The 22,764-nt window shown below is 54.6% G+C and carries 21 protein-coding genes; 12 read left to right on the plus strand and 9 right to left on the minus strand.

The genetic code is table 11. The annotated features are described in order from the left end of the window. Nucleotides 1-103: 103 nt before the first annotated feature. Nucleotides 104-2,152 carry an AMP-binding protein gene (locus tag N5098_RS09050; RefSeq protein ID WP_267637476.1) on the plus strand — a complete coding sequence of 683 codons (2,049 nt, stop codon included), beginning with the start codon at nt 104-106 and terminating at the stop codon, nt 2,150-2,152. Nucleotides 2,153-2,158: 6 nt separating this feature from the next. Here the strand turns inward: N5098_RS09050 and N5098_RS09055 are convergent, their stop codons facing one another. Together N5098_RS09055 and N5098_RS09060 are read right to left on the minus strand one after the other, a co-directional pair. Next, the gene (locus tag N5098_RS09055; RefSeq protein ID WP_267637477.1) at nt 2,159-3,385 is read right to left on the minus strand and encodes an HD domain-containing protein; all 1,227 of its coding nucleotides are present in this window, start codon (nt 3,383-3,385) and stop codon (nt 2,159-2,161) included. Between the two features lie 72 nt (nt 3,386-3,457). Continuing rightward, entirely contained in the window at nt 3,458-4,018 is a 561-nt protein-coding gene (locus N5098_RS09060; RefSeq protein ID WP_267637478.1) for a protein-tyrosine phosphatase family protein, read from the minus strand. A 190-nt stretch (nt 4,019-4,208) separates the two neighbouring features. Between N5098_RS09060 and cofD the strand changes: the two genes are divergently transcribed. The 4 genes from cofD to N5098_RS09080 are packed head-to-tail and all read left to right on the plus strand — an operon-like array spanning nt 4,209 to nt 7,543. Next, the gene (gene cofD, locus N5098_RS09065; protein ID WP_267637480.1) at nt 4,209-5,201 is read left to right on the plus strand and encodes a 2-phospho-L-lactate transferase; all 993 of its coding nucleotides are present in this window, start codon (nt 4,209-4,211) and stop codon (nt 5,199-5,201) included. Continuing rightward, nucleotides 5,198-6,043, plus strand: a complete 846-nt coding sequence (locus N5098_RS09070; protein ID WP_267637482.1) for a tRNA-dihydrouridine synthase — start codon at nt 5,198-5,200, stop codon at nt 6,041-6,043. Before cofD ends, N5098_RS09070 begins: the two co-directional genes overlap by 4 nt. Nucleotides 6,044-6,074: 31 nt before the next feature. Further along, complete coding sequence (locus tag N5098_RS09075) at nt 6,075-6,926, plus strand: triphosphoribosyl-dephospho-CoA synthase (protein ID WP_267637483.1); 852 nt, start codon at nt 6,075-6,077, stop codon at nt 6,924-6,926. Next, nucleotides 6,926-7,543, plus strand: a complete 618-nt coding sequence (locus N5098_RS09080; RefSeq protein WP_267637485.1) for a DUF447 domain-containing protein — start codon at nt 6,926-6,928, stop codon at nt 7,541-7,543. Before N5098_RS09075 ends, N5098_RS09080 begins: the two co-directional genes overlap by 1 nt. On the opposite strand, the gene N5098_RS09085 is transcribed toward N5098_RS09080, so the two are convergent. Genes N5098_RS09085 through pyrB form a run of 3 tightly spaced genes read right to left on the minus strand, consistent with a single transcriptional unit; the run spans nt 7,540 to nt 9,782 of the window. Next, nucleotides 7,540-8,352, minus strand: coding sequence for an aldo/keto reductase (locus tag N5098_RS09085; RefSeq protein ID WP_267637486.1), 813 nt, complete (start codon nt 8,350-8,352; stop codon nt 7,540-7,542). The genes N5098_RS09080 and N5098_RS09085 overlap by 4 nt on opposite strands. 60 nt (nt 8,353-8,412) lie before the next feature. Next, entirely contained in the window at nt 8,413-8,871 is a 459-nt protein-coding gene (gene pyrI / locus N5098_RS09090) for an aspartate carbamoyltransferase regulatory subunit (RefSeq protein ID WP_267637487.1), read from the minus strand. After that, the gene (gene pyrB / locus N5098_RS09095) at nt 8,868-9,782 is read right to left on the minus strand and encodes an aspartate carbamoyltransferase (RefSeq protein ID WP_267637488.1); all 915 of its coding nucleotides are present in this window, start codon (nt 9,780-9,782) and stop codon (nt 8,868-8,870) included. Before pyrB ends, pyrI begins: the two co-directional genes overlap by 4 nt. A gap of 146 nt (nt 9,783-9,928) precedes the next feature. On the opposite strand from pyrB, the gene N5098_RS09100 reads away from it, so the two are divergent. The 6 genes from N5098_RS09100 to N5098_RS09125 all read left to right on the plus strand — a co-directional run bounded on the left by N5098_RS09100 (nt 9,929) and on the right by N5098_RS09125 (nt 16,363). Next, nucleotides 9,929-10,615 carry a MinD/ParA family ATP-binding protein gene (locus N5098_RS09100; RefSeq protein ID WP_267637489.1) on the plus strand — a complete coding sequence of 229 codons (687 nt, stop codon included), beginning with the start codon at nt 9,929-9,931 and terminating at the stop codon, nt 10,613-10,615. A 68-nt stretch (nt 10,616-10,683) separates the two neighbouring features. Then, nucleotides 10,684-11,313, plus strand: coding sequence for an RAD55 family ATPase (locus N5098_RS09105; protein WP_267637490.1), 630 nt, complete (start codon nt 10,684-10,686; stop codon nt 11,311-11,313). A gap of 180 nt (nt 11,314-11,493) precedes the next feature. Next, nucleotides 11,494-13,626 carry a PAS domain S-box protein gene (locus N5098_RS09110; RefSeq protein WP_267637491.1) on the plus strand — a complete coding sequence of 711 codons (2,133 nt, stop codon included), beginning with the start codon at nt 11,494-11,496 and terminating at the stop codon, nt 13,624-13,626. Nucleotides 13,627-13,833: 207 nt separating this feature from the next. After that, nucleotides 13,834-14,610: a fumarylacetoacetate hydrolase family protein gene (locus N5098_RS09115; protein ID WP_267637492.1), complete on the plus strand. Its 777-nt coding sequence runs from the start codon at nt 13,834-13,836 to the stop codon at nt 14,608-14,610. Nucleotides 14,611-14,735: 125 nt separating this feature from the next. Then, on the plus strand, nt 14,736-15,410 hold the full coding sequence (locus tag N5098_RS09120; RefSeq protein WP_267637493.1) for an HAD family hydrolase: 675 nt from the start codon (nt 14,736-14,738) through the stop codon (nt 15,408-15,410). After that, nucleotides 15,407-16,363: a phosphotransferase family protein gene (locus tag N5098_RS09125; protein ID WP_267637494.1), complete on the plus strand. Its 957-nt coding sequence runs from the start codon at nt 15,407-15,409 to the stop codon at nt 16,361-16,363. Before N5098_RS09120 ends, N5098_RS09125 begins: the two co-directional genes overlap by 4 nt. Before the next feature lie 6 nt (nt 16,364-16,369). Here the strand turns inward: N5098_RS09125 and N5098_RS09130 are convergent, their stop codons facing one another. Then, nucleotides 16,370-17,230, minus strand: coding sequence for a 3-hydroxyacyl-CoA dehydrogenase family protein (locus N5098_RS09130; RefSeq protein ID WP_267637495.1), 861 nt, complete (start codon nt 17,228-17,230; stop codon nt 16,370-16,372). Nucleotides 17,231-17,350: 120 nt separating this feature from the next. Between N5098_RS09130 and N5098_RS09135 the strand changes: the two genes are divergently transcribed. After that, a complete protein-coding gene (locus tag N5098_RS09135; protein WP_267637498.1) occupies nt 17,351-18,346 on the plus strand; it encodes an ornithine cyclodeaminase family protein in 996 nt (331 codons plus the stop codon). Here the strand turns inward: N5098_RS09135 and N5098_RS09140 are convergent. The 3 genes from N5098_RS09140 to purH form a co-directional block, all read right to left on the minus strand. After that, nucleotides 18,343-19,488, minus strand: coding sequence for a presenilin family intramembrane aspartyl protease PSH (locus N5098_RS09140; RefSeq protein ID WP_267637499.1), 1,146 nt, complete (start codon nt 19,486-19,488; stop codon nt 18,343-18,345). The two genes, N5098_RS09135 and N5098_RS09140, sit on opposite strands and share 4 nt — an antisense overlap. 77 nt (nt 19,489-19,565) lie before the next feature. Beyond that, entirely contained in the window at nt 19,566-20,768 is a 1,203-nt protein-coding gene (locus N5098_RS09145) for an MFS transporter (protein ID WP_267637500.1), read from the minus strand. 175 nt (nt 20,769-20,943) lie between these two features. Continuing rightward, nucleotides 20,944-22,557, minus strand: a complete 1,614-nt coding sequence (gene purH / locus N5098_RS09150; protein WP_267637501.1) for a bifunctional phosphoribosylaminoimidazolecarboxamide formyltransferase/IMP cyclohydrolase — start codon at nt 22,555-22,557, stop codon at nt 20,944-20,946. Between the last annotated feature and the right edge of the window lie 207 nt (nt 22,558-22,764).

Here is a 22,764-nt window from a genome sequence, read left to right on the forward strand (position 1 = left end):
AGTCAGTCCAAGCAAAAATGCGTTGCGAGAGCGGTAATCGCTTGGAGCTTTGCAATATCAAATAGCTTTTTGATGGTACTGGTCATCTGTTGGAAACGAGACAATGACTGATTCACTCGAAGAAATCGACGAGGTAGTGTACGAGCCACCTGCGGAGTTACTTGAAGAGAGTAACGTCGCCGAGTTTATGAGAGAACACGGCATCGATGACTTCGAGACACTTCACCGGCGGTCAGTCACCGACATCGAGGGTGTCGATGCCTCGGGGCTGGACTGGTTCTGGGGCGAAGTTGTCGACCACCTCGGCCTCGAATTCGACGAACCATACGACGCGGTACGCAACGCGAGCGACGGCCCGCAGTTCACTGACTGGTATCCCGGTGGAACACTGAATATCGCCCATAACGTAGTCGACCGCCACGCCGCCCCGGACTCACCGAACCGGAACAGTGTCGCTACTATCTGGGAGGGTGAGGACGGTGACGTTCGAGAGATAACGTATCACGACCTCCACCGACAGGCAAATCAGGTCGCAAACGCACTCGATGAGCGCGGTATCGGCGTCGGTGATACTGTGGGACTGTACATGCCAATGGTCCCTGAAGTTGCGTCGATACTCTATGGCTGTTTCAAAGTCGGCGCAATCGCGGTTCCTATCTTCTCTGGGTTCGGTGTCGACGCGACCGCAACCCGTATCGAAGACGCCGAGTGTGAGATTCTGTTTACCGGCGACGGATTCTACCGACGCGGTGACAAGATAACCCTCAAAGGAGCCGCCGACGAGGCTATTGAAGAGGCTGGCTACGTCGAGCAGACTATCGTCTACGAGCGGCTTGGAAGTGTACGACCAAACAGTTCGGGAACGCAGTCGGGAGACAAAACGACAGACCAACCGGTCGAAATCCCATGGGACGGCGACCGCGACGAGTGGTGGAGCGAGGCTGTTGAGACACAGGATGATACGTTCGAAACCCGCTCGCTGCCATCGAGCCAGGAATCGATGTTGCTGTACTCGTCGGGAACAACAGGCAAACCAAAAGGTATCGTCCACACGCATGCAGGCGGTCTTGTCCAGCCCGCCAAAGAGTTGTATTTCTCTTTTGACCACCAACCTTCGGACCGATTTTTTTGGGTGTCAGATATCGGCTGGATGATGGGACCATGGACACTGATTGGCAACCACGCCTTTGGCGGCACCATCTTCATGTACGAGGGTGCACCCGACCATCCTGAACCCGACCGATTCTGGGACATGATTGACCGCCACGGGCTGACGGTGTTTGGCATCTCTCCGACTGCGATTCGTGCACTGCAAAAACACGGCGATGAGTGGCTTGAGGGCCACGACCTCTCGACGCTCCGGCTGCTTGGTTCGACTGGGGAACCGTGGGACTCCGAGTCCTGGCACTGGTTCTATGAGAACATTGGTAACGGCGAGACACCAATCATGAATATCTCCGGCGGAACCGAAATATTTGGCTGCTTCCTTCAACCACTGCCAACCCATTCACTCAAGCCAGGGACACTCGGGGGGCCTGCACTGGGGATGGATGTGGATATCGTCGACGCTTCGGGAGATTCAATTCAAGAGACCAACGACCAGGGTTATCTCGTGACAAACTCTTCGGCTCCATCGATGACAAAATCGCTCTGGAGCGGTGACGAGCGATATCTTGAGGAGTACTGGAGTCGATTTGAGGATATGTGGGACCACGGCGACTGGGCACAGAAAGACGAAGACGGCTTCTGGTTCCTCCATGGCCGGTCAGACGACGTTCTCAACGTTGCCGGCCGGAAGGTCGGTCCTGCAGAAGTTGAGGGTGCACTCATTGACCACGAATCAGTCAATGCTGCCGCAGCAATCGGTGCCGACGACGACACCAAGGGCACAGCTGTCATCTCGTATGTCATCCTCGAATCGGGCTATGAAGAAACTGAGGCCCTTCGGTCGGACCTCCGCTCTCAGGTCGGTGATGAACTCGGGAAGCCGTTTATGCCCCGCGAAGTGCTATTCGTCGACGAGTTCCCCAAGACTCAGAGCGGGAAAATTGTTCGGCGACTTATTCAATCAGTGTACGAGGGCGAAGAGATGGGCGACCTCTCCAGCATCGAGAACCCAGATGCACTCGATAAGATTGGCGACCCACGGTAGCTTCGTTTAGTCCATAAACTCATCCAAGGTTGCGTTGATACCGGGCCGAATATCGCGAATCCGCGTCCCATCAATATCAAGATCGAGCGTCCGAACAGCAGCTTCACCGACGCGTTCGCTCTTGGCTTCCGGTGCGTACACACCGAGTCGCCACTGGTCACGCTGTGCGACCTGTAACGCTCGGACCAGAGTCGACTGTTTGTCTAGCCGGCGAATATTGCCATTGACGAGGACCCGTGACGAAGACTCTTTCATCGAGGGTTTCGAAGGAATATCCAAGATGACCGACGAGGGGTCGACCCCGGCGTCATCTGCGATATCGGCTTCGAGACTCTGTCGGTCGTCGTAATCATTCTGGAGAGCTTCCTCGGGAACTGCATCGAGTTCAGCCCAGACTGAACGCTTGTAGAGCCGTCGTTCGTCAAGCATCTGCGCGTACTTGGCACTCTCATCACACTCGCGGAGGAGAGCGTGAAAGCCGTGGTCGTCCATCCGGCGAAGCGTATCGGCATCAGCTGCACCGGCCTCCAGCGCGCGCTCGGTCGCACGCCGTAACATCGCCTTTGCGATGCGGGCAACGTGGTGTTGATACACCGTCGGATTCATGAGCGCCCTCGCCAGCAACAGACTTTCGGCACTCTGGACGTTTCCTTCGCCAAGAACAAGTTGTTCGTCGACGAACCGGAGTTCGCGTATCAACCGCTCGTGGTCAATTGTCCCATACGGTACGCCGGTATGGTGGGCATCCCGAATCAAATAATCCATCCGGTCCACATCGAGTTCGCCTGAGACGAGTTGGCCCAGCTCGCCCTCGCCAGCAATCAGGTCTGCAATCTTGTCCGGGTTCAGTCCTTCCTCACTCAGAATCTCCGCAACAGAACCACTCCCGATGAGGTCGTGTACTTCGTCGTGATAAATGCCAGTTTCGCGGTAGATGACAGGCTCGATATTGTGGCTGTAGGGACTATGCCCGATATCGTGCAACAGGGCTGCAGCCCGGACCCGCTCGGCTTGCTGGCCTTCGATTGAGAGGTGTTCGAGTGCTCTATCGGCGAGATGGAAGACGCCGAGGCTGTGCTCAAAGCGCGTATGGTTCGCAGAAGGATAGACCATCCGAACAGTTCCAAGCTGGTTGATACGACGGAGACGCTGAACGGGTGGTGTATCAAGTAACTTCTCTGCTACGCCGTGTACTTCGATATGGTCGTGAACACTGTCTTTGATTGTTGCCATTATCTCGGGATTAGGCGGCTTCGCCTAAAAGTGTCGGCTCCCAACCCTACAAGATAGCTACCTAAACGGCCCTTATAAATGAACGTCTTGCATCGACTCAAGCAGTTCGAACAACTCCTCTTCGGTGGCGTTCCCTTGCTCTACAGTTGCGAGCGGATCACGGCCTCTCTCTTGGACGGTTTCGATTGCATCCTCAGGAGAATATCCTCTGGTTGCGACGAGCCATGCAGTCAGAACTTGCCCAGTCCGGCCAATACCGGAGAGACACTGTACGACAACGGGCGACTTCATCGCGACGGAGGTTTTCAGAAACGGAAGAATTGTTTCGATCAACGGTTCGCGACCGACAAGGTGTCGGTCTGATACCGGGACGTGACAGACGTTCTCTTCACCGAACGTCTCATAATACGAACCTAATGCTGTACTACGAATTTCATCGGAACTCCCCGCAAGCAGACAACAAACACGTTCGATACCTTGAGACTGGACAGACGAAATCCATTGGTCGACAGCGAGGGCGTTGTCAGCGACAGTATGCCAGCCGGGAAGGCACGAGCCATAGACGTACTGTGTGGCGGGGGCGGCGGGGCTGAACCGATGGGCGTCGTGTATTACCATTCCAAAGTTTCCCATCAACAGAGGGGAGGTTTCGTACACCCTTGAGTCTATGTCTCTATTTTTCAAAAGATGAAATCTAAACTCACAGAGGAGCATTGAGGTGAAAAACAGCGCCCCTGTCGGTAATAAATCGCCTCGCTGGGTGACTGTACCTGAGCTGTCAAGGACGGTCCGTTTAATAACCCCGAATATACTAGCTATAGGCATGGTTACGTTTCTCTCCGGTGGGACAGGGACACCGAAGCTTCTGTCTGGGAGCGAGGGAGTATTCCCACCAGCAGAGACAACGGTGGTCGCGAACACAGGCGACGACGTAGAGCTCGGTGGGTTTCTTGTCTGTCCAGATGTCGATACAGTGCTCTTTCTTGGCGGGGATAAACTGAACCGAGACACGTGGTGGGGTATCGCAGAGGATACAGCCCAGACCCACCAAGAGATTCAGCGGCTGGCGACCGAAGCCGACCTCGGTACCGGGCCGCGGTATCTTGACCCAGAGAAACAGACACAGGGGCGAGAAATCGCACGCTGGCGACGGTTCTCAGGAGTAGGTGAGTTCATGCATATCGGCGACCAAGATAGAGCAGTGCACCTCACACGAACAGGGTTGCTCGACGAGGGCCAGCCTTTGACCGAGGTGACAGGCACGCTGTGTGAAGTCTTTGATGTCCCGTTCGAGGTGCTCCCGATGAGTGATGACCCGGTCTCGACGCTTATTGAGACGCCCGACAGGACAATGCACTTTCAAGAGTTCTGGGTTGCCCGGGGTGGCGACCCAACAATAACTGGCGTCGAATTCCGTGGGGCAGAACACGCTCAGCCGACCTCAGCCGTTCGGGATGCTCTCGATAATCCAGTGATTATTGGGCCATCAAATCCGGTGACAAGTATCGGACCGATGCTCGCTCTGGATGGATTCGAGGAAGCGCTCGAATCGACACCCGTTGTTGCTGTCTCTCCGTTCGTCGAAGACGAGGTGTTCTCGGGGCCTGCTGGGAAACTGATGGATGCTCTGGGATACGACTCCTCGACTGCAGGAATGGCCGAGGCGTACCCCTTTGCTGATGGGTTTGTTCTCGACACCGAAGACAGCACCAATTTAGACCGGCCGGTTGTCCGAACAGATACACATATCGAGAGCAAAACCGACGCCTCCCGTGTCAGCCATGCCGTCCAAGAGATGCTCTACGAGATACGATGAACAACCAGAATACTGCCCCGGAATCGAACCAACCGTTCAAACCACCTGTCGCGCTCGCGAGTCTCAGCGGTCAATCGGACGCAGAGTGGGCCAAATCTGGGTCGACATACGCTGGGATCGCATTTTTGGGCGGTCTCGCTATTGACGAGGCCACCAGAGAGGCTGCACGCACGATGGCTGAGCGCGAGCGAAATGAGTTCTTGCCGGCCGACCCGGTGTCGTTCGTCGACAGTCAGTTGGACGCTCTTGGAGACGTCCCAATTCAGGCAGGATTTAATATTCGGACAACACGTCTGGAGCCGCTTGCCGATGTTGCCGATGTCTGTCGGAAATATAGTGCTCTTCTCGAAATCAACGCACACTGCCGGCAAGACGAAATCTGTTCGGTCGGTGGTGGTGAGAGCTTGCTTGCAGACCGCGAGCGACTTTGTAAGCAGGTCAGCGTCGCCAATGAGAGAGGTGTCGACGTGAGTGTAAAGGTTCGTACGGAGGTTTCCGGAGTGGCTCTCCCATCCCTGTGTGAATCCCTCGAAACAGCGGGCGCATCTGTCATTCATGTCGACGCAATGGATTCAGAGCACGTCGTCGCAGATATCGCAGCGCGTACATCACTGACGATTATCGCCAATAATGGTGTCCGTAATCGAGAGACAGTCTTCGAGTATCTAAACCACGGAGCTGATGCAGTGAGCGTCGGTCGCCCAAGCGACCAGCCAACTGTCTTATCGCGTGTCAACCACGCTGTCAACGACTGGTACAGTGCCAAACACAACAGAGAACCAATCCGTGTTGTGAGAAACACCGAAGAAGACCCCGTACGAAACCAGTGTGAGAGACCATGATACAACCGAGCGCAAACTGGAGCAAGTTACAATGACAGCACCCGACATGACACGGTCGACGGCACAGAACGCACAGTTAGCACTCATGTTAGAAGTCTCCGGAACACCAAAGCCTGGAAACGTTGACCGGGAACGAGAGTACGACGACCTAAAATTCGAGCAGTTTCTGGCCGGCGCTGTCGGTGCATTCGACGGACTCTCGTTGGCAGCCGACGGCGAGCCGGTTGGGCGCGCTTTCGAACGCGCAGTCGCGGGGATGAGTCAGCAACAGGGCGGAAACACGCAGTTCGGTGCACTCCTCCTCACGACGCCGTTAGTCGCCGCTGCTGGAGAGGGTGCACTCACCAGAGACAATGCAGAGGCGGTAGTCACCGACACGACAGTCGAGGATGCGGTCAATTTCTATCGCGCGTTTGAGCACGTCGATGTGGCTGTCAACGACCCGCCCGAGGGGATGGAAGCGCTGGATGTTCGGCGTGGAAGTGATGCAGCACCAGCTATTCGTGAGCGGGGGTTGACACTTGGTGAACTAATGGAAGAGAGTGCTGTAAATGACGGAATCGCCGCCGAATGGAGTGACGGGTTCTCGCGGACGTTTGAGGCGGCAACTGGGTTACAAGAAAGCGACGGCGCGGTCTCTAACCGTGCATCTGCACTCTTTTTGGCGTTGCTTGCAAGTGAGGTCGATACGTTCGTTGTCACACAACACGACACGGAAACTGCGCTCGAAGTCCGAGACAGGGCACAGGACGTCCTTGCAGGAGACGAAAACCCCTACGAGTTGGCCCAAGAGCTTGTCGAACGGGAAATCAATCCCGGAACGACTGCAGATATTGTCGCCGGCGCGCTATTTATCGCACTTGAACGGGGATTATCAGTGTAATGGCCGAGATGGAGTGGCCGGTCCCAATTCATGGTGTAACGGAATCGATCGTTGCGACACTGGGTCCAAACAACCTGTACAACTTCGCCGCACTCGGTGTGCAGGCACCTGACAGGAGGGGGTCCGCCGACAGCGACGGTTCGACCGTGACTGCACGAACCTGGGGACGGACGCGGACCTGGCGGAATTTCACTGAACGAGGCCAGGGAGTTATTCAGTTTAGCATGGACCCTGTGCTGTTTGTCAAGGCTGCCATGGATATTTACGAGCAGGCTGACCCGGTCCACGATTCCGCTGATGCATGGGTTCGTGTTACTGTTGAAAAGCAGGCAACCGGCGACGACTCGGGAACACAGTGGGTCGACTGGGAGCTGACACCCACAGAAACCACAGTCTGTCAGGAAACGGTTCCGACGTTTAATCGCGGCTACGCCGCGGTCGTCGAAGCAACGGTTGCAGCCTCTCGGCTTGACGTAGCCGCATACGACTCAGAGATACTCTGGGACCGAATCGACTACTGTGGTTCCGTGACCAAGCGGTGTGGCGGGCCACGAGAGCAAAAAGCGTTCGACCGGATACGGGAGTTGCTACCCGACAGAGAGCAGGATAGCACCTAGATGCTTCCCTGTATCATTCCAAGGCCTGTTTTGAGATACGAGGGTCGCGTCACGTTTTCGTGTTGCTCTTCGGTCAGCATGAAATCGAAGATGTCGATGTTTTGTGCCTGATGGTCTCTGGAGGTAGACATTGGGATTGTGATGACGTTTTTGTGCTGTGTCGCCCAGCGTAACGCAGTCTGTGGTCCCGTTTTGCCGTGTTTCTCACCAATTTCCCAGAGCAAGTCATCGTCGATAGCCGCCCCATTAGCCAGAGGGCTGTAGCCAGTAAGGGCGATGTCTTGAGATTGACAATATGAGAGCAGTTCTCGCTGGGGCCACCATGGATGAAAGAGAACTTGATCGGTAAAGATTGGGGCCTCAGAATGTTCACGAGCGGTCTCCAGTCGGTCTTTCCCGAAGTTACTGACACCGATATGTCGCGTAAGGCCTTGGTCTCGTGCAGCGTTCAGGCCAGCCATTACTGTCTCAACAGAGGCGAGTGGGTGTGGCCAGTGAATGAGCAGGAGGTCGACAGCGTCGACACCCAGTTTTGCGACACTCTCTTCAGTCGAGGTGACAATCTCGTCAACTGTGCGGTTTGTTGGAAACACTTTGGTTGTGAGAAAAATGTCCTCCCGGTCGACGTCAGACTCAGTAATTGCCCGGCCAACGCCATCTTCGTTATCGTACGCCTGTGCCGTATCGATATGACGGTAACCCAGATCGAGGGCGGTCGCAACCGAATCATGAGCAGTTTCGGAACTCATCTGCCATGTTCCGAACCCTATTTTGGGGACCGCGTCCCCACAGCGTGTGACAAATTCCATATCTTCTGTTAGGGGGGTGTTCAAATATGCCTTCTCCCAATCAAACAACGACGCGACTCCTTATGCAAGAATGTGTGCCGGTATATTCTCGCGGATGAGTGTATCACAGTAGATACACCTGATGCCGTCTTCGAGGACTTCAAACTCGGTGTCGACCGGCTCGCCCTCTGTCGTGATACAGTTGTGGTTAGAACACTGCAAGACGCCGGAGACACGGTCAGGACTTTCGACCCGGTGCTTTTCGACGACGTCAAAGTTTTTGATAATATTGATACTGGCCTCTGGAGCAATAAGCGAGAGGACATCGACCTCCGACTGGCTGAGTTCTCGGTCTTCAACCTTAACAACATCTTTTCGGCCGAGACGGTCAGACGGAACGTTCATTCCGATTGAGACAACGTCTCCTTGGGTTCCGTCTATCCCGAGGATTGCAAGCACGTTCAGTGCCTGTCCACTGGGAATATGGTCGAGAACTGTGCCACCTTCGATTTTGCTGACGCGGAGTTCTTCGTCTGTCATTGTTCACCTCCGAGCAGAAGGTCAAGCAGCGCCATTCGAACAGGGACACCGTTGTGAGCCTGGTCGAAGTAGTTCGCATAGTCGGTACCGTCTACGTCATAGGCAATCTCGTCGACGCGCGGAAGCGGGTGCATAACGGTCAGTTCATCAGCCGCATCGTCGAGCAAGCCTGCATCAATCTGATACTCGCCGGCGACCTCCCGGTACTCACTCTCGTCGGGGAACCGCTCGCGCTGGATACGGGTGACATACAGCACGTCTAACGACGGCAGGATTGCGTCGAGGTCCGTATGTTCTTTGACAGCAGACCCTTGTTGATGGAGGTCGTATCGGACCTTACGTGGGAGTTTGAGGCTCTCTGGGCTAATGAAGTGCTGACTCACATCGAAGTTTGTCAGCGCGTGAGCGAGCGAGTGGACAGTTCGCCCATACTTCAAGTCACCCATAATACCGATAGAAACATCGTCTAGCCCAGCGTTCTCCCGAATTGTATAGAGGTCGAGTAGCGTCTGTGTCGGGTGTTGTCCAGCCCCGTCACCCGCGTTGATGAGTGGGATATCGACGAACTCACTGGCCATCTCTGCAGCCCCTTCACTCGGATGGCGCAAGACGAGCGCGTCGGCATATCCTTCAACGACTCGTACCGTATCCGCAAGACTCTCGCCTTTCTTTACACTCGATGAATCGACCGGACCCATGTCGACGATATCACCGCCCAAGCGTTTGATTGCGGCCGAGAAACTCATTTTTGTCCGCGTACTCGGCTCGAAAAAGAGCAACCCAAGCAACGACCCGGCGTGCCGGTCAGCTACGGCACTTGGGTCCTCGGCAATCTCCGCCGCACGGTCGAGGACGAGTTCGATGTCCTCGCGTGAGAGGTGTTTCGCACTCGTGATGTGGTCGTGACGCATCGCTCGAATCACCGAGGCGAACACTATTTAATTCACCGACACGGCCCGCGAGTGCGATGTGGCTACATGGCGTACTTCTCGCAACGTATCGTTCGGTCTGGTCCCAGCAGGCGACGATTCATATGTGATGAAGAACCAGAGGCCCTATGCTTGCAATCGCCGGTGGCAAGGGTGGCTGTGGGAAGACCACAACTACGCTCGGCCTCGCAGCGGCACTCACGAGACGCGGTTTTGACCCCCTCGTTATTGATGGAGACTGTGATATGCCCGATGTGCATCACCGTTTGGGGTTACCTCGTCGAAATGGTGTCGACTTACTTGCTGATGGCGCACGGATACAGAACACAGCAGTCTACTCCGAGCAAATCCCTGGCGTCGCGTTTGTTACTGGCGGTCGCAGGGACTCGCTCGACACGGCGCTTAGACGGACTGGGTCGTGGAACGGGCCAGTGCTCGTCGACTGTAGTGCTGGGTCAAACCGTGATTCTTTGCGGCCATTGCGGTATGCCGATCAAGCTATTGTCGTCTCGACTGAGACCCCCCAATGCCTCGAGGATGCTGCGCTAACTCGCACTATCGCAGCCAGACTCTCGACACCACCTGCTGGGACGCTGATTCGAGAGTCACCAACAGAGCAACGCGGAGGGGCCAATAATACGATGACTGGCCGCTGGAATATTCTTGGGCACCTACCATACGTCGAGAAGCCACTTGAGAATCCAAAGTCTCGTGCCTGTTTCGAGAGAGTTGCCACCAGTCTCGTCGAGTCCCAGCAATCGACGCGTTCACAAGCGCCCGCAAACACGGAAACTCATTCGATGCATAATCTGTAATCGCCAAGATCTGTAAATCAAAGTACGTGCGGAATATTTAACAGGAGATAGATAATAGTATGAACCGAATGAGCAATCGGTTGCGGACGGGCATCGATGTTCTCGATCGAAAACTCGACGGAGGCATCCCAGCCGGGAGTATGGTAGCACTTTCGGCACAACCTGGGAGCCAGGCAGAGCTGTTTCTCTACGAATTGACCGCGACTCGTGGAACACTCTGGTTGTCACTGAACAGAACTGGGGAGGCAGTCAGAGACAGCATCGAGAACACTCCGGCCGAGACGGGCGACCCGACGGTGCGCCACATCTCGGGCGAAGCCCCGCTCGACAACGCCGGAAAACTGGTGAGTGCACTCCCAGAAACCTCAAACCTGATTGTTGACCCACTCGACGTGCTGGAGTCTCAGGAGCCGCCGTCGCGCTTTCGGAGCTTCATGAACGACCTGCAAAACCATATCTTCAACACCAACAGTCTTGCAATTCTCCACTGTCTCGAAGGGCGGTCAGTCCCACCACTCAGGGATACGACCGAACATTTTGCCGACGTGATCTTCCACCTCGATACCGATATCAACGGCGACGAGGTTGAAAACCGACTATCAATTCCGAAGTTCCGTGGCGGCCGGGCACCGTCAGATACAATCAAGCTCAATCTCGTCGAAGAAGTCTCTATCGATACAAGCCGCGACATCGCCTGATTAGACGCTGTTTCAGGGTTAGACTGTGGAGCTATTCGAGAAATCGAGTTGCCAGCGTTCTCTGTTCTGGTAAACGACAGACACGAGAGATACCGAAGATATATTGTTTCCTGATAGACACATATTGTGTATCGGGTACGACCGAGCGGGTGTGTCTGCTTTCGACTCGGTGGGAAAACAATGCTAGGAAACGACTCTATTCGTATTCTCCACGTGGATGATAACATCTCATTCACAGAGATTGTCGCAGAGTTTCTCGAACGAGAGGGCAATGATTTCGTCGTGGAGACAGCCACCAACACCGACGAGGGACTTGAGCGAATTAAGACAGAGACATATGATTGTGTGGTATCTGACTACGAGATGCCCGGAGAAAACGGAATCAGGTTTCTTGAAACGGTACGAGACATATACTCAGACCTCCCGTTTATTCTCTATACAGGGAAAGGAGACGAAGCAGTCGCCAGTGAAGCAATTTCTGCTGGCGTCACAGATTATCTTCAGAAAGGCACTGGCACAAAACAGTACAAACTGCTCGCCAACCGCATCGAAAACGCGGTTGCACAGTTCCGTACGAATCACCGGGCTACCAAAATCCAACGCCGGTTGCAAGAGCTAAGCGAAGTTACCCACGATGTTCTCTGGATGGCAAAAGCTGACTGGAGCGAGATGTTGTTCGTCAACTCGGCATATGAAGACATCTGGGGGCGGTCAAAAGAGATGTTATTGGATGACCCCCTAGACTTCATGCAAGGGGTTCATCCGGATGATAAAACGCAGGTTACGACATCGATAGAACGCGCTTCAGAAGGGAAGCCGGTTGACTTCGAGTTCCGCGTCAATGCTGATGAAGACTTCCGGCGATGGATCTGGATGCAGGCTGAACCGATTTGTAATGACGCGGGCGAACCCGTTCGAATCGCTGGATTCGCTCGGGATATCACCGAGCGTAAGCAACAGCGCGAACGATTTCAGGCGTTCATCGAACAGTCAACAGATGTCATTTCTGTTCTAAACCCGGATGGAACCTATCAGTACCAAAGCCCATCGAGTAAACGTGTTCTCGGATATGAACCCGACGAACTGATTGGTGAGACTAGTTTTAATTACGTCCATCCAGAAGACAAAGAGCAGCTGCTGGCAACGTTTAGTGAAGGCGTAAACAACCCCGAAACGACGCCAATTGCGGAGTACCGGTTCAAACATAAAGACGGGTCGTGGCGCTGGATTGAATCGGTCGGATATAACCAGTTAGACAATCCCGCCATTGAGGGGGGTGTCGTCAACAGCCGTGATATAACCGAGCGCAAACAGAAAGAACAAAAGCTCCAGCAAACCCGGAAGCGTATGGAGTTTGCACTCAACGCCACTGACGCCGTTATCTGGGACTGGAACGTTGACGCCGAGCAAATAACGTTTTACCCCACAGAAGAAGAGTTATTTGGCACGGCAATCGAAACGGGTTCCGATTTACTTGGGGTTGCGCATCCAGACGACGAACAGCAGATTCGCGACGCGGTCGAGCACTCGCTTGAGACAGGTAATCCAGAAGACATGGAAGTGCGAATTCGCCACGGGGACAGTATTCGCTGGATCAAATCTCAGGGAAAGCCAATCCACGACGATGAAACGACTCGAATGATAGGGCTGGCACGCGATGTAACTGACCGAAAGCAGAGAGAACAAAGATTGGAGCGGCAAAACGAACGGATGGAAAAGTTCGTCAATATTGTGAGCCATGACCTGCGCAACCCACTAAACGTTGCAGGCTTGCGCCTCGATATGGCGCGACAGGAGTGTGATAGCGAATATCTAGACGATATTGACCACGCGCTCTACCGGATGGAACAGTTGATAACGAATCTGCTGTCTCTTGCCCGGAAAGGTCAACAAGTTCAAGAGAAAGAACTTGTCGAGGTAGCAACGATCGCCAAGCGCAGTTGGAAAAGCGTGGCAACCCCAAACGCAACACTCGTTACTGAGACCGAGCACACTGTCGAAGGTGATCCGAGTCGGCTAGAGCAGCTTTTTGAGAACCTGTTTCGCAACGCGATTGAGCACGCTGGAGACGAGGTAGAAATCACTGTCACGGCTGTAGACGGTGCAGTTGGGTTTGCTGTCGCCGACGATGGACCTGGTATTCCCGAAGCCGACCGTGAGCAAATTTTTAACCCTGGGTTTTCTACTGCTGAGGACGGAACTGGATTTGGATTAACGATTATCCAAGAAATCGCTGAGGCCCATGGATGGACGTGTCGCGTAAATCAAAGCGATGACGGTGGAGCACGCTTTGAATTTCTGACACAGTTGTAGTCTTCTGGCTACGCTGTAATGAGCCAGCCCTTTCAGATTGGAGCAAGTGTTAGGTGTCTCTGTGCCGAGTATCCCGCTCAAAAGGTGGGACAGACATCAACTCGGCATGCAGAAGGGTGGTTCAATCTTATCTCTAACACTGTCCGAAAAACAAGCACTCTCCCGATGTACCCAAACGCTTAACAGATGTTCGCCAGACCCAGAGATATGAAGCAGGTCAGATTTCGGGACCCCGCAGGAACTGTTCGAACTGGAGAGTGGGTTGAGGCGGATGGCTCGCCAGCGACCACCGACATAGCCGGTGATGGCGGCGCGATATCCTCAGCCGACCGGACCTATAACCCAGACGACGTGGACATCCTGCCGCCTAGTGACCCCTCGAAGATTGTCTGTGTCGGCCGAAACTACGCCGCCCACGCCGACGAGCGTGGAGAAGATGTACCAGACCGGCCATTGCTCTTCCTCAAAGGGCCAAACGCAGTTGCAAGTCACAGGAGCACCATCGAGCTACTTCCAAACAAAGAAAAACAGGAGTACGAGGCTGAGATTGCTGTTATTATCGGCAAACAGTGCCGTCACGTCGATGAGTCTGAGGCGATGGATGTCGTCGCAGGATACACGTGTATGGTCGACTTATCGAACCGCGACGACCAAGACCGAGAAACAAATTGGATTCGTGGGAAGGCCTTCGATAATGCTGCTCCCCTTGGCCCAGTTTGTGCTACCACAGATCATGTTCCAGCCGATGCCTCGGTCGAACTCGCTGTTAATGGGGAGCAAAGACAGTCCTCGACGCGCCAGCATCTTATTTTCTCCGTCCCAGAGCTCATTGCGGAGATTACGACCTATATGACCCTCGAACCAGGTGATGTCATTGCCACTGGCACACCGGAAGGTGTTGGTCCACTCTCGGATGGTGACCGGGTGAGTGTCCGTGTCGAGGGTGTTGGGAAGTTGACACATACGGTCACAATCCCTGAGTAGGTGCGGGCAGATTAAACCGATAACTCAGTTGCTAGATCAAGCCCTGTGTTCTCAGTATTTTGTTAACAATAACCCGTAGTATTCGTCGACACGGAACTTATATGTCTCCCCGCAAAGATTTTGCCGTGACAACGTTCGACGCTGTTTTGTTTGACCTCGACGGGACGCTCTGTCAGCGGACGCAGGATACCGAACGACTCTACGATGAAGCGTTCGAGCGTGCAGGTCTCGAACCGTTTGGTGAGCCCGATACACTCTGGCAGTGTCTTGACGGACCCCCTGAACATGACGACCAGATTGGCTATCTCGGAGCAGGGTTTGCACGGCTAGCTGCGCAGCACGGACGGTCAGATATCGACCCACTAGCGATTGCAGCCGAATTTACCGAACTTATCGACGACAGACAGGTCGAGCTCCGACCCGGTGCAGCCGATGCACTCAGTACAGCAAAAGCAAACGGGTTTGTCGGGCTGGTTACCAATGGCCCACAGCAACGACAGGACGTCAAGCTTGATGCCCTCGGAGTGGGTTCGTCGTTCGATACGACAGTGTACGCCTACGACTTGCCACGGCGGAAGCCACATGCGAGTCCCTTCGAGCGCGCACTTGACGCAATCGATGTCAAGCCAGCCACAGCGCTGTACGTTGGCGACTCGCTGAGTTACGATGTTGCGGGCGCACAGAACGCGGGCCTTCCGGTTGCGTGGCTTCGCGACGAAGAGGGACCCGGGACCTATGAGCCAGAATATATCCTTGACTCAATCGAGGATCTGACCGAGCTACTGGAGGGCGACAAATGAGCAAATTAGCCGACGTTATACAGGATGATTCATTCCAAAAGGCGGCAAAAACAGGGCTCGAACCGGTTACACCTGCCCAGCCAACCGAGGTCAGACAGCTTGGACGAGGGAATCGAAAGGTTTCGACACTGGTTAGTTACGAACAACAAGAGCCAGTGGTTGTACAGCTCTGTGAGGAACGTACCTGGTTGCAGACCGAGGCGACGCTGTTGGCGCACATCCGCAAGCAGACTGCCGTCCCAGTCCCACCCGTACTCGCTTCCGGAGTCACCGACGGGGTCGCGTACATGGTCACTGCCCACGTGAGCGGTGATGATCTGCATGAAACATTTTCTGGGTTCGATACCGGAGCTAAACAACAACTGGCGCGAGCATTCGGGTCGCACCTGGCGTCACTCCACAAACAGTTCCGGTTCGATAACTACGGTGCACTTGTTGTCGACGGCAACTCGTTACAGGCGTGGCAAGAAAACTGGACCGACTGGTTTACCGAATACGGGCAAAACGCAGTAGAGCGTCTCCCGTCACAGTTCGATTCTATCCGGCAAGCGCTGCTGGCGTTGTTTGATTCCTACTCATCAGAGGAGCCGCCGACAGCCCGTCTCTACCCATGGGATTTCCGGCCCGGAAACGCACTTGTAGATGACGGTCGGCTCACAGCGATTCTCGACTGGGAAGCCCCGATAGCGGCCGCACCTGCCCTCTCCGCGGCCAAGGTGGAGTATCTGGTAGCGGACTGGTATGTCGATACCCCGAAACCACTCCGTCAGGCATTCATCGAGGGGTACGAACAGGTTCGAAGCTATCCAGCAATAGAAGACATCCATCGCGTTGCTGCTATTGCTGACAGCGCCGTTGATTCGAACGGGACCGTCACCAATCCAAAATATCCGGAGCTAGCTGTCGAGGAGTCCGTTGCCTTCCATCGTAACGCACTACAGGACCTGTTATAACCAGCGTCAGTCGTACTCGTAGAATCCTTTCCCGGTCTTCTTGCCGAGTTCACCAGCTTCGACCTTCCGCTTGAGCAGATATGCCGGTTTATATCTGTCGCCAAGTTCTTCATGGAGCGTCTCGCTGGCGTCAAGACAGATATCTAGCCCGATGTGGTCTGCCAGTTCGAGTGGACCCATTGGGACGTTCGTTCCGAGCTTGAGTCCCTGATCGATATCCGCTTTCTCTCCAACACCCTCGTCGTAGGCACGGATTCCCTCATTAATCCAGGGCATGAGAACACGGTTGACGACAAAGCCGGGTTTGTCGTCAGACTCCCACGTTGTCTTCCCCAGGGCTTCGGAGAACCCATGAGCAAACTCGATTGTTTGCTCGGCCGTGCGTTCGCCGTCAACAATTTCAACACCTTCCATGATGGGGACTGGGTTCATGAAGTGGATACCGACGACCTGCTCCGGTCGTTCTGTTGCGCTCGCAATCGACGTAATCGAGAGGGTGCTCGTGTTTGTTGCGAGAACAATCTCGTTATCGGTAACCTCGTCGAGAGATTCGAATACCTCCGTCTTTACGTCCATATTCTCGACAACCGCTTCGACAACAATATCTGCGTCCGCGAGGTCGTCCATTGCCGTCGTCCCAGTGATGCGGTCACGCGCATTGTCGGCCTCGTCCTCTGAGAGATGATTACTCGAAACTAGTTGGTCAAGGCTGGAGTCAATAGTATCTAGTCCTGCCTCGACGTACTCAGTCTCGATATCTCGAAGAATAACGTCGTAGCCGTTCGTCGCCGAAACCTGTGCGATGCCGCCGCCCATGTTGCCGGCGCCAACCACGCCGACGGTGTCGATTTCATCGAGTGTACGCATATGCTTCTCTCCGGACGGGGATAGTGTAAGTCTGCCGGGATTGTGCTGTGTTCCATGGGTTGTTACTGCATACACTTCCGGAGACGGAGTCTTTAGAATGTCCCTCACCAACACAGAGATGTGACAGAAACACTGTTCGTTCAAAACGACGAAATTATAGATCTTGCAACGCCCGCTGAATACGTCGATGTTGTCCGCGAGGGGTACCGACAGCGCGGTGAGGGTGCTGTGGCCGAGCCGCGAACGCTCCTTGCCAACGCCGACCCACGAGGATTTATGACGGGCTACTTCGCTGTCCTTCCAGAGACGGGAGCGATGGGCGGATATACATATGCTGCTGGGTTCGGGAAACGGGACGCCCACTTCGTGTTGCCCCTTTTCGATGTTGAGTCAGGTGAACCACTGGCAATACTTGACGGCGCTGGGATGAATCCCTACAAGACGGGAGCCGCGGGTGCGGTCGGCGTCGACGAACTTGCCCGCGAGGATGCGAGCCATGTCGGTCTCATCGGAAGCGGGACCCAAGCCCGAGGGCAGTTACTGGCAACGGCGACTGTACGAGATCTTGACCAAGTTTCCGTGTTCTCGCCGACAGAAAAGAACAGGAAGGCGTTCGCTACGGAGATGGACGAGCGACTCGATGCAACAGTCACTGCTGTCAGCTCCAGCGACGAGGCCGTCTCTGGCAGCGATATTGTCATCACGGCGACAAACGCCGCCGAACCGGTCTTCGACAGCGAACAACTCGATACGGGGACACACGTCACAGCTATGGGACAGTACGACCCGACAAAGCGAGAAATCGACGCAGAAACCGTGTCCCGTTCGACGTACGTTGTCGACCTTCTGGGCCGACTCGAACAGGACGCCGGGTCTTACATACTCGCTAACGAAGAGGGTGTCGTTGGAGATGAGGACGTACACGGTGAACTCGGTGATGTGGTGGCTGGAGAGAAACCGGGGCGAGAGTCCCCTGAAGAAATTACCGTGTTCGACAGCGGTGGGACAGGAATTGAGACAGTTGCAGCCGCAAAATTGCTCTACGACAGAGCACAAAAGAACGACCTCGGAGAAGTAATCGACTTCGCGCCAGCCAGTGAAGCGTTCCGTAGCTAGAGGAAGCTGTCGAGACCAAGCGCTTCGACAATCGACAGGCCGCTCAAGAGTGCACCGATAAGATAGCCAGCAATTGCACCGCCGTTGAGCAAGGGTAAACCGGCGTGGGCACGACCTTTCAGGACCAACCAGAGTAATACAACGAGCCCGGTCAGGATACCCCCCATCGCGGTCACAGCCGGAAGTGACGCAGACGCGACGCCGAGTGAAACTTCAGGTCCAGTATCGATGAAGAAGGCGGCACTGGCGACCAGTACGGTCGGAATGACCGCATCTCCGAGACCGATAAACAATGCGTCTCGGTCAGGGAGTCGCTCACGGAGTGCGGTTGTGAGCTTCTCATCTAGCTCATCCATCACGCTCAGCTCAATCTGCTCAACTTCGTCGTCATCCAACTCCGCGATGCCGTCTGTACCGAGTGCTTCGATATCAGTGACACCGAGAGAAGATGGCTCTGTCGCAGAACTGTCGTCTGCTGGCTCGTCATCCGCAGCTTCGTCACTCTGGACGTGTTCGGGACCCCCATCTTCAATAAACGAGTACGACCGGGAGACTGGCATGACCAAGACCACAGGCACTTTCATATCCATTGCACCTGAGGCAAGTGTGAGCATGTGTTCCGTGCCATAAACACTGATTGCGTCGTAAACAGCAAGCGCCGATAGCAAGACCAGTGCGGGGAGAATGCCGAAGTTGATTCCAAACAACCCAGCAGCGCCGATTCCCATGACGATACCGGTTGCATCGATGACATACCACTCTGGATATAAATACAGGGCCAGTCCGATTGCAACTGCCCCGCCCCAAGCTAACACGTTTACCGGAACGTCGGCGACAGTGACCGATGCGGCCTCGGGAGCTAGTACGTCAAAGACGTAGAACCCGATGTAGGAACCGGCGAAGATAATGACCAGCCGAAGTATCGACTCGCCACCGTACTTGAACGCAAGCAACATCAACCCGGTCACGACGACGATAGCGGCAAGGTAGACGATGCTGATTGTGGGATCACTCGTGTCCTCAACGACTTGATGGCCTTCCTGCTGGAAAGGCTCAACGAGGGCAAGCGTCCCGACCTGAATGAGGAAAAATATCAGGACGATACCAACACTTGCGAGGACTGTCCGCCTCCGGTGTTCCATACTGGCTGGTTGACTGGTGGCCGTTTCAGCATTTCGAAGCCCAGCTGTTAGCGGGGAACGCGTTTGGCGTTATTTACTCAGTTTTCAGGCATCCAGACAGTCAAGACGATGATAACAATCAGAATCCCAGCAAGCACGAGATATCCCTCGTCGAAATAGCCCCGTTCGGCGACGACCCCGAACAGGACAGGGCCAGCAGCACCAAGCGTCGCAGCAGTAGTCCGGACTGCACCTAACCCAGTTCCACGCATATCGTCCGGAAACAGTTCACTCAGGTACGACTGTGTGATTGCACCAGTCCCGAGCATCGAACTCACAAGTGCAGTGATACCGACCAGCGGCCAGAATCCGTCGACGAACGGCAAAGAGAGTAGCCCGGCAACCGGCCCGATGAGAATAATAGCAAGCGAGCGACGCATTCCAATGCGGTCGTAAGCACTCCCTGCGACTGGTTTGACAACGACACCAAATGCAAAGAACAACCCGAAGAGGCCGCCAGCAACAGCCTCGGATAGACCCTTCTCTTCGGCGAGATACGTCGGGTAAAACGCTGAGAATGTCTGCCAGACGAAAATAAACAAAAACAAAACCACGGTCATGAAAATAAGAGATGGGTTTCTGAGTTCAGATAGTACATATCTAAGCCTGAGCGCAGTCAGTTCGGCATCCATTCCCCCATTCGTCGACGTATCAGGAAGTGCAAGCCAGAGGGTAACGCCACAGAGAAGTAGCCCTGGAATCAGGGGACTAAATCCCAGTTGCCAGAAAAACGCTGCCGTCAGTACACCCGCAAGTGGAGGCATCAGCGTTTGTCCAAGGTCGCCAACAGCCATCGTCACACCGAGCGCGCTTCCGAGCCGCTCCGGATACGTCTCTGTCAGAATCGTAATCCGTGCGATTGGATAGAGCGAGAGGCCAACGCCAATACAGCCGGTTGCCACAAACAAGACCAGAGCCGAGGGCGCCATAATGACGACTGACAGCGCTCCTGCAACGGTGATGGTGCTTGTGACCATTAGCGTCCGTTCAGTGTATCTGTCTGTCAGGATTCCGCTGGGAAGCTGGCCGAGCGCAGACCCAAGCCAGAGAATCGTCACGAGCAATCCGCCTGTCGTCAGTGTCAACCCGAACTGGTTCCGAAGCTGTGGTAGAATCACTGGGTACACCATCCGGGTACCAATCAACAACCCCCAACTGATTGCGACTGGGGCGAGTATTTTTGCCTTACCGCGACCAAGTAGTCCTCTCGACTCTTGTTTTATAACTGATATAATATCCATGCATTACGACAGTACGACCACGTTGCATGTGTTGATAGTTATGTGTTGTTAAGACATGACAAAATTTGACAGGCTAATAAGTTGAAAGCCGTACTCTGATCGAATATGAAAATCGAGTTACAGGAGTTGCAACATGGGTCCTGCTAGCGTCACAGACCACAGCGACACCGACAATTCAGTCGTGTCTGAAACACCGATTTCCGGTGAAGACCATCGCAATTCCGTGTTCGTTTGCGGCTTCGATAACCATATCGTCGTTTTTCGAGCCACCGGGCTGAATTACGGCTTCAATGCCTGCTGTGGCAGCGTGTTCGATACCATCGGGGAATGGGAAAAAGGCATCTGACGCCATCACAGCTCCCTCGGAACCTTTGCCCTTTGCGTGTTCCTCAGCTTTCATCGATGCCAGTCGAACCGCATCGACACGGGAAACCTGCCCCATGCCAATACCGACAGTTTCCGTGCCGTCAGCGAAAAGAATCGCATTAGATTTGACGTGTTTGATTGTCTGCCATGCGAAACACATCGACTCGATTTGCTCATCGGTTGGCTCTTGCTCGGTTACCACTTCAAGATCGTCGCCCGAGATCGTCTGGAGGTCTCGCTCCTGTACAAGTCGCCCGCCGACGAGTGGTTTCTCGGTGAGCACATCAGTTCTGTCACCAAGAGAGCCAACATCCAGCACCCGGAGGTTACTCTTTTCGAAGAGGATATCGAGTGCATCCTCTGTGTATCCAGGAGCGACAACAATCTCTTTAAATGAGTCGATAATTTGCTCGGCAGTATCAGCGTCACACTCGCGGTTGAGGGCGACAATACCGCCAAACGCACTCTGTGGGTCCGTTGACAGCGCGCGCTCGTAGGCTTCCGAGAGCGTCGATGCGGTTGCACAGCCAGCAGGATTCGTGTGTTTGATAACCGCTGCGGCCGGTTCTTCGAACTCTTTAATAATGTTTAGCGCACCGTCAGCATCGTTATAATTGTTGTACGAGAGTGCCTTTGCACCATCGTTGAGCTGTGGTGCATCTACAACACTGGCTTCGTCAACGGTGTAATCGGTGTAGAGTGCAGCGTCTTGGTGAGGGTTTTCCCCGTACCGTAACTCTCGTAGGCGGTCGCCGGTCTCAATACGTCGGGACGGGAACTGTTTCTCATCATCACCATCAACATGAACCGTGTTGGCCTCGATATCGACGGTAACGCGGTCGTCTGCGAACCACTCGACTGCGCGAGGGTAGGCAGTGAACTCACTCTGGTAAAGCATGCGATCTTGTAGCTCTTCTTGAGAATCCCCCTCGTACACCGGGATTGGCTCCTGAGTAACGACAGGCCCGGCGTCGATGTCTGCCTCGACAACAGCACCCTCCTCGTCGGTTGCGTCTGTGACGACGTGGACTGTACAGCCAGTGACAGAGACACTAGCATCAAGTGCGTCACCCCACGCATCCATCCCAGGGAATGACGGAAGCAGTGATGGGTGAATGTTTAGCGTTGTCGGCATATCGTCGAGGAACACATCAGAGAGAATCCGCATGTAGCCATCAAGACAGACAATGTCGAACTCGTACTCTGAAAGAGCGTCGACAATGCGACGCTCGTGTGACTGGCGAGACTCAGACTCCTCGCGCTCGACAACCTCGGTCGGGATACCCCGTTTCTCGGCTTTGTTCAGTACCGGTGCGGTACTGTCATTTGCGAGAACGATATCCAGAGTTGCATCCCCCGGAGATCGGTCTGCAATGTTCATCAAGTTCCGTCCCCGGTTGCTTGCCATCCCAGCGAGTTTCATATGCGTTGGCGGGGGCGGAACCTCTAAAACCATTGCGACTCGTGTTTGACTCCTGTGGCTCGACAGTTTGTGATGTTGCCCTCAGGAACCGTCTCCGCTATCACCTCCAAATTCGTCCTCTTCCTGATACGTCTCTTTTCTTCACGCCGACAACGAGTATGCGAAACTCATCACCAGCCCGTCAAACACTAGCTACCAATTCCCCCC

It is taken from the genome of Halovenus rubra (assembly GCF_026586665.1).
Lineage (GTDB): Archaea > Halobacteriota > Halobacteria > Halobacteriales > Haloarculaceae > Halovenus > Halovenus rubra.

Coding starts and splice junctions, on each gene's coding strand:
- N5098_RS09050 (WP_267637476.1), top strand. CDS start 104: ATGACTGATTCACTCGAAGAAATCGACGAGGTAGTGTACGAGCCACCT.
- N5098_RS09055 (WP_267637477.1), bottom strand. CDS start 3,385: ATGGCAACAATCAAAGACAGTGTTCACGACCATATCGAAGTACACGGC.
- N5098_RS09060 (WP_267637478.1), bottom strand. CDS start 4,018: ATGGGAAACTTTGGAATGGTAATACACGACGCCCATCGGTTCAGCCCC.
- cofD (WP_267637480.1), top strand. CDS start 4,209: ATGGTTACGTTTCTCTCCGGTGGGACAGGGACACCGAAGCTTCTGTCT.
- N5098_RS09070 (WP_267637482.1), top strand. CDS start 5,198: ATGAACAACCAGAATACTGCCCCGGAATCGAACCAACCGTTCAAACCA.
- N5098_RS09075 (WP_267637483.1), top strand. CDS start 6,075: ATGACAGCACCCGACATGACACGGTCGACGGCACAGAACGCACAGTTA.
- N5098_RS09080 (WP_267637485.1), top strand. CDS start 6,926: ATGGCCGAGATGGAGTGGCCGGTCCCAATTCATGGTGTAACGGAATCG.
- N5098_RS09085 (WP_267637486.1), bottom strand. CDS start 8,352: ATGGAATTTGTCACACGCTGTGGGGACGCGGTCCCCAAAATAGGGTTC.
- pyrI (WP_267637487.1), bottom strand. CDS start 8,871: ATGACAGACGAAGAACTCCGCGTCAGCAAAATCGAAGGTGGCACAGTT.
- pyrB (WP_267637488.1), bottom strand. CDS start 9,782: ATGCGTCACGACCACATCACGAGTGCGAAACACCTCTCACGCGAGGAC.
- N5098_RS09100 (WP_267637489.1), top strand. CDS start 9,929: ATGCTTGCAATCGCCGGTGGCAAGGGTGGCTGTGGGAAGACCACAACT.
- N5098_RS09105 (WP_267637490.1), top strand. CDS start 10,684: ATGAGCAATCGGTTGCGGACGGGCATCGATGTTCTCGATCGAAAACTC.
- N5098_RS09110 (WP_267637491.1), top strand. CDS start 11,494: ATGCTAGGAAACGACTCTATTCGTATTCTCCACGTGGATGATAACATC.
- N5098_RS09115 (WP_267637492.1), top strand. CDS start 13,834: ATGAAGCAGGTCAGATTTCGGGACCCCGCAGGAACTGTTCGAACTGGA.
- N5098_RS09125 (WP_267637494.1), top strand. CDS start 15,407: ATGAGCAAATTAGCCGACGTTATACAGGATGATTCATTCCAAAAGGCG.
- N5098_RS09130 (WP_267637495.1), bottom strand. CDS start 17,230: ATGCGTACACTCGATGAAATCGACACCGTCGGCGTGGTTGGCGCCGGC.
- N5098_RS09140 (WP_267637499.1), bottom strand. CDS start 19,488: ATGGAACACCGGAGGCGGACAGTCCTCGCAAGTGTTGGTATCGTCCTG.
- N5098_RS09145 (WP_267637500.1), bottom strand. CDS start 20,768: ATGGATATTATATCAGTTATAAAACAAGAGTCGAGAGGACTACTTGGT.
- purH (WP_267637501.1), bottom strand. CDS start 22,557: ATGAAACTCGCTGGGATGGCAAGCAACCGGGGACGGAACTTGATGAAC.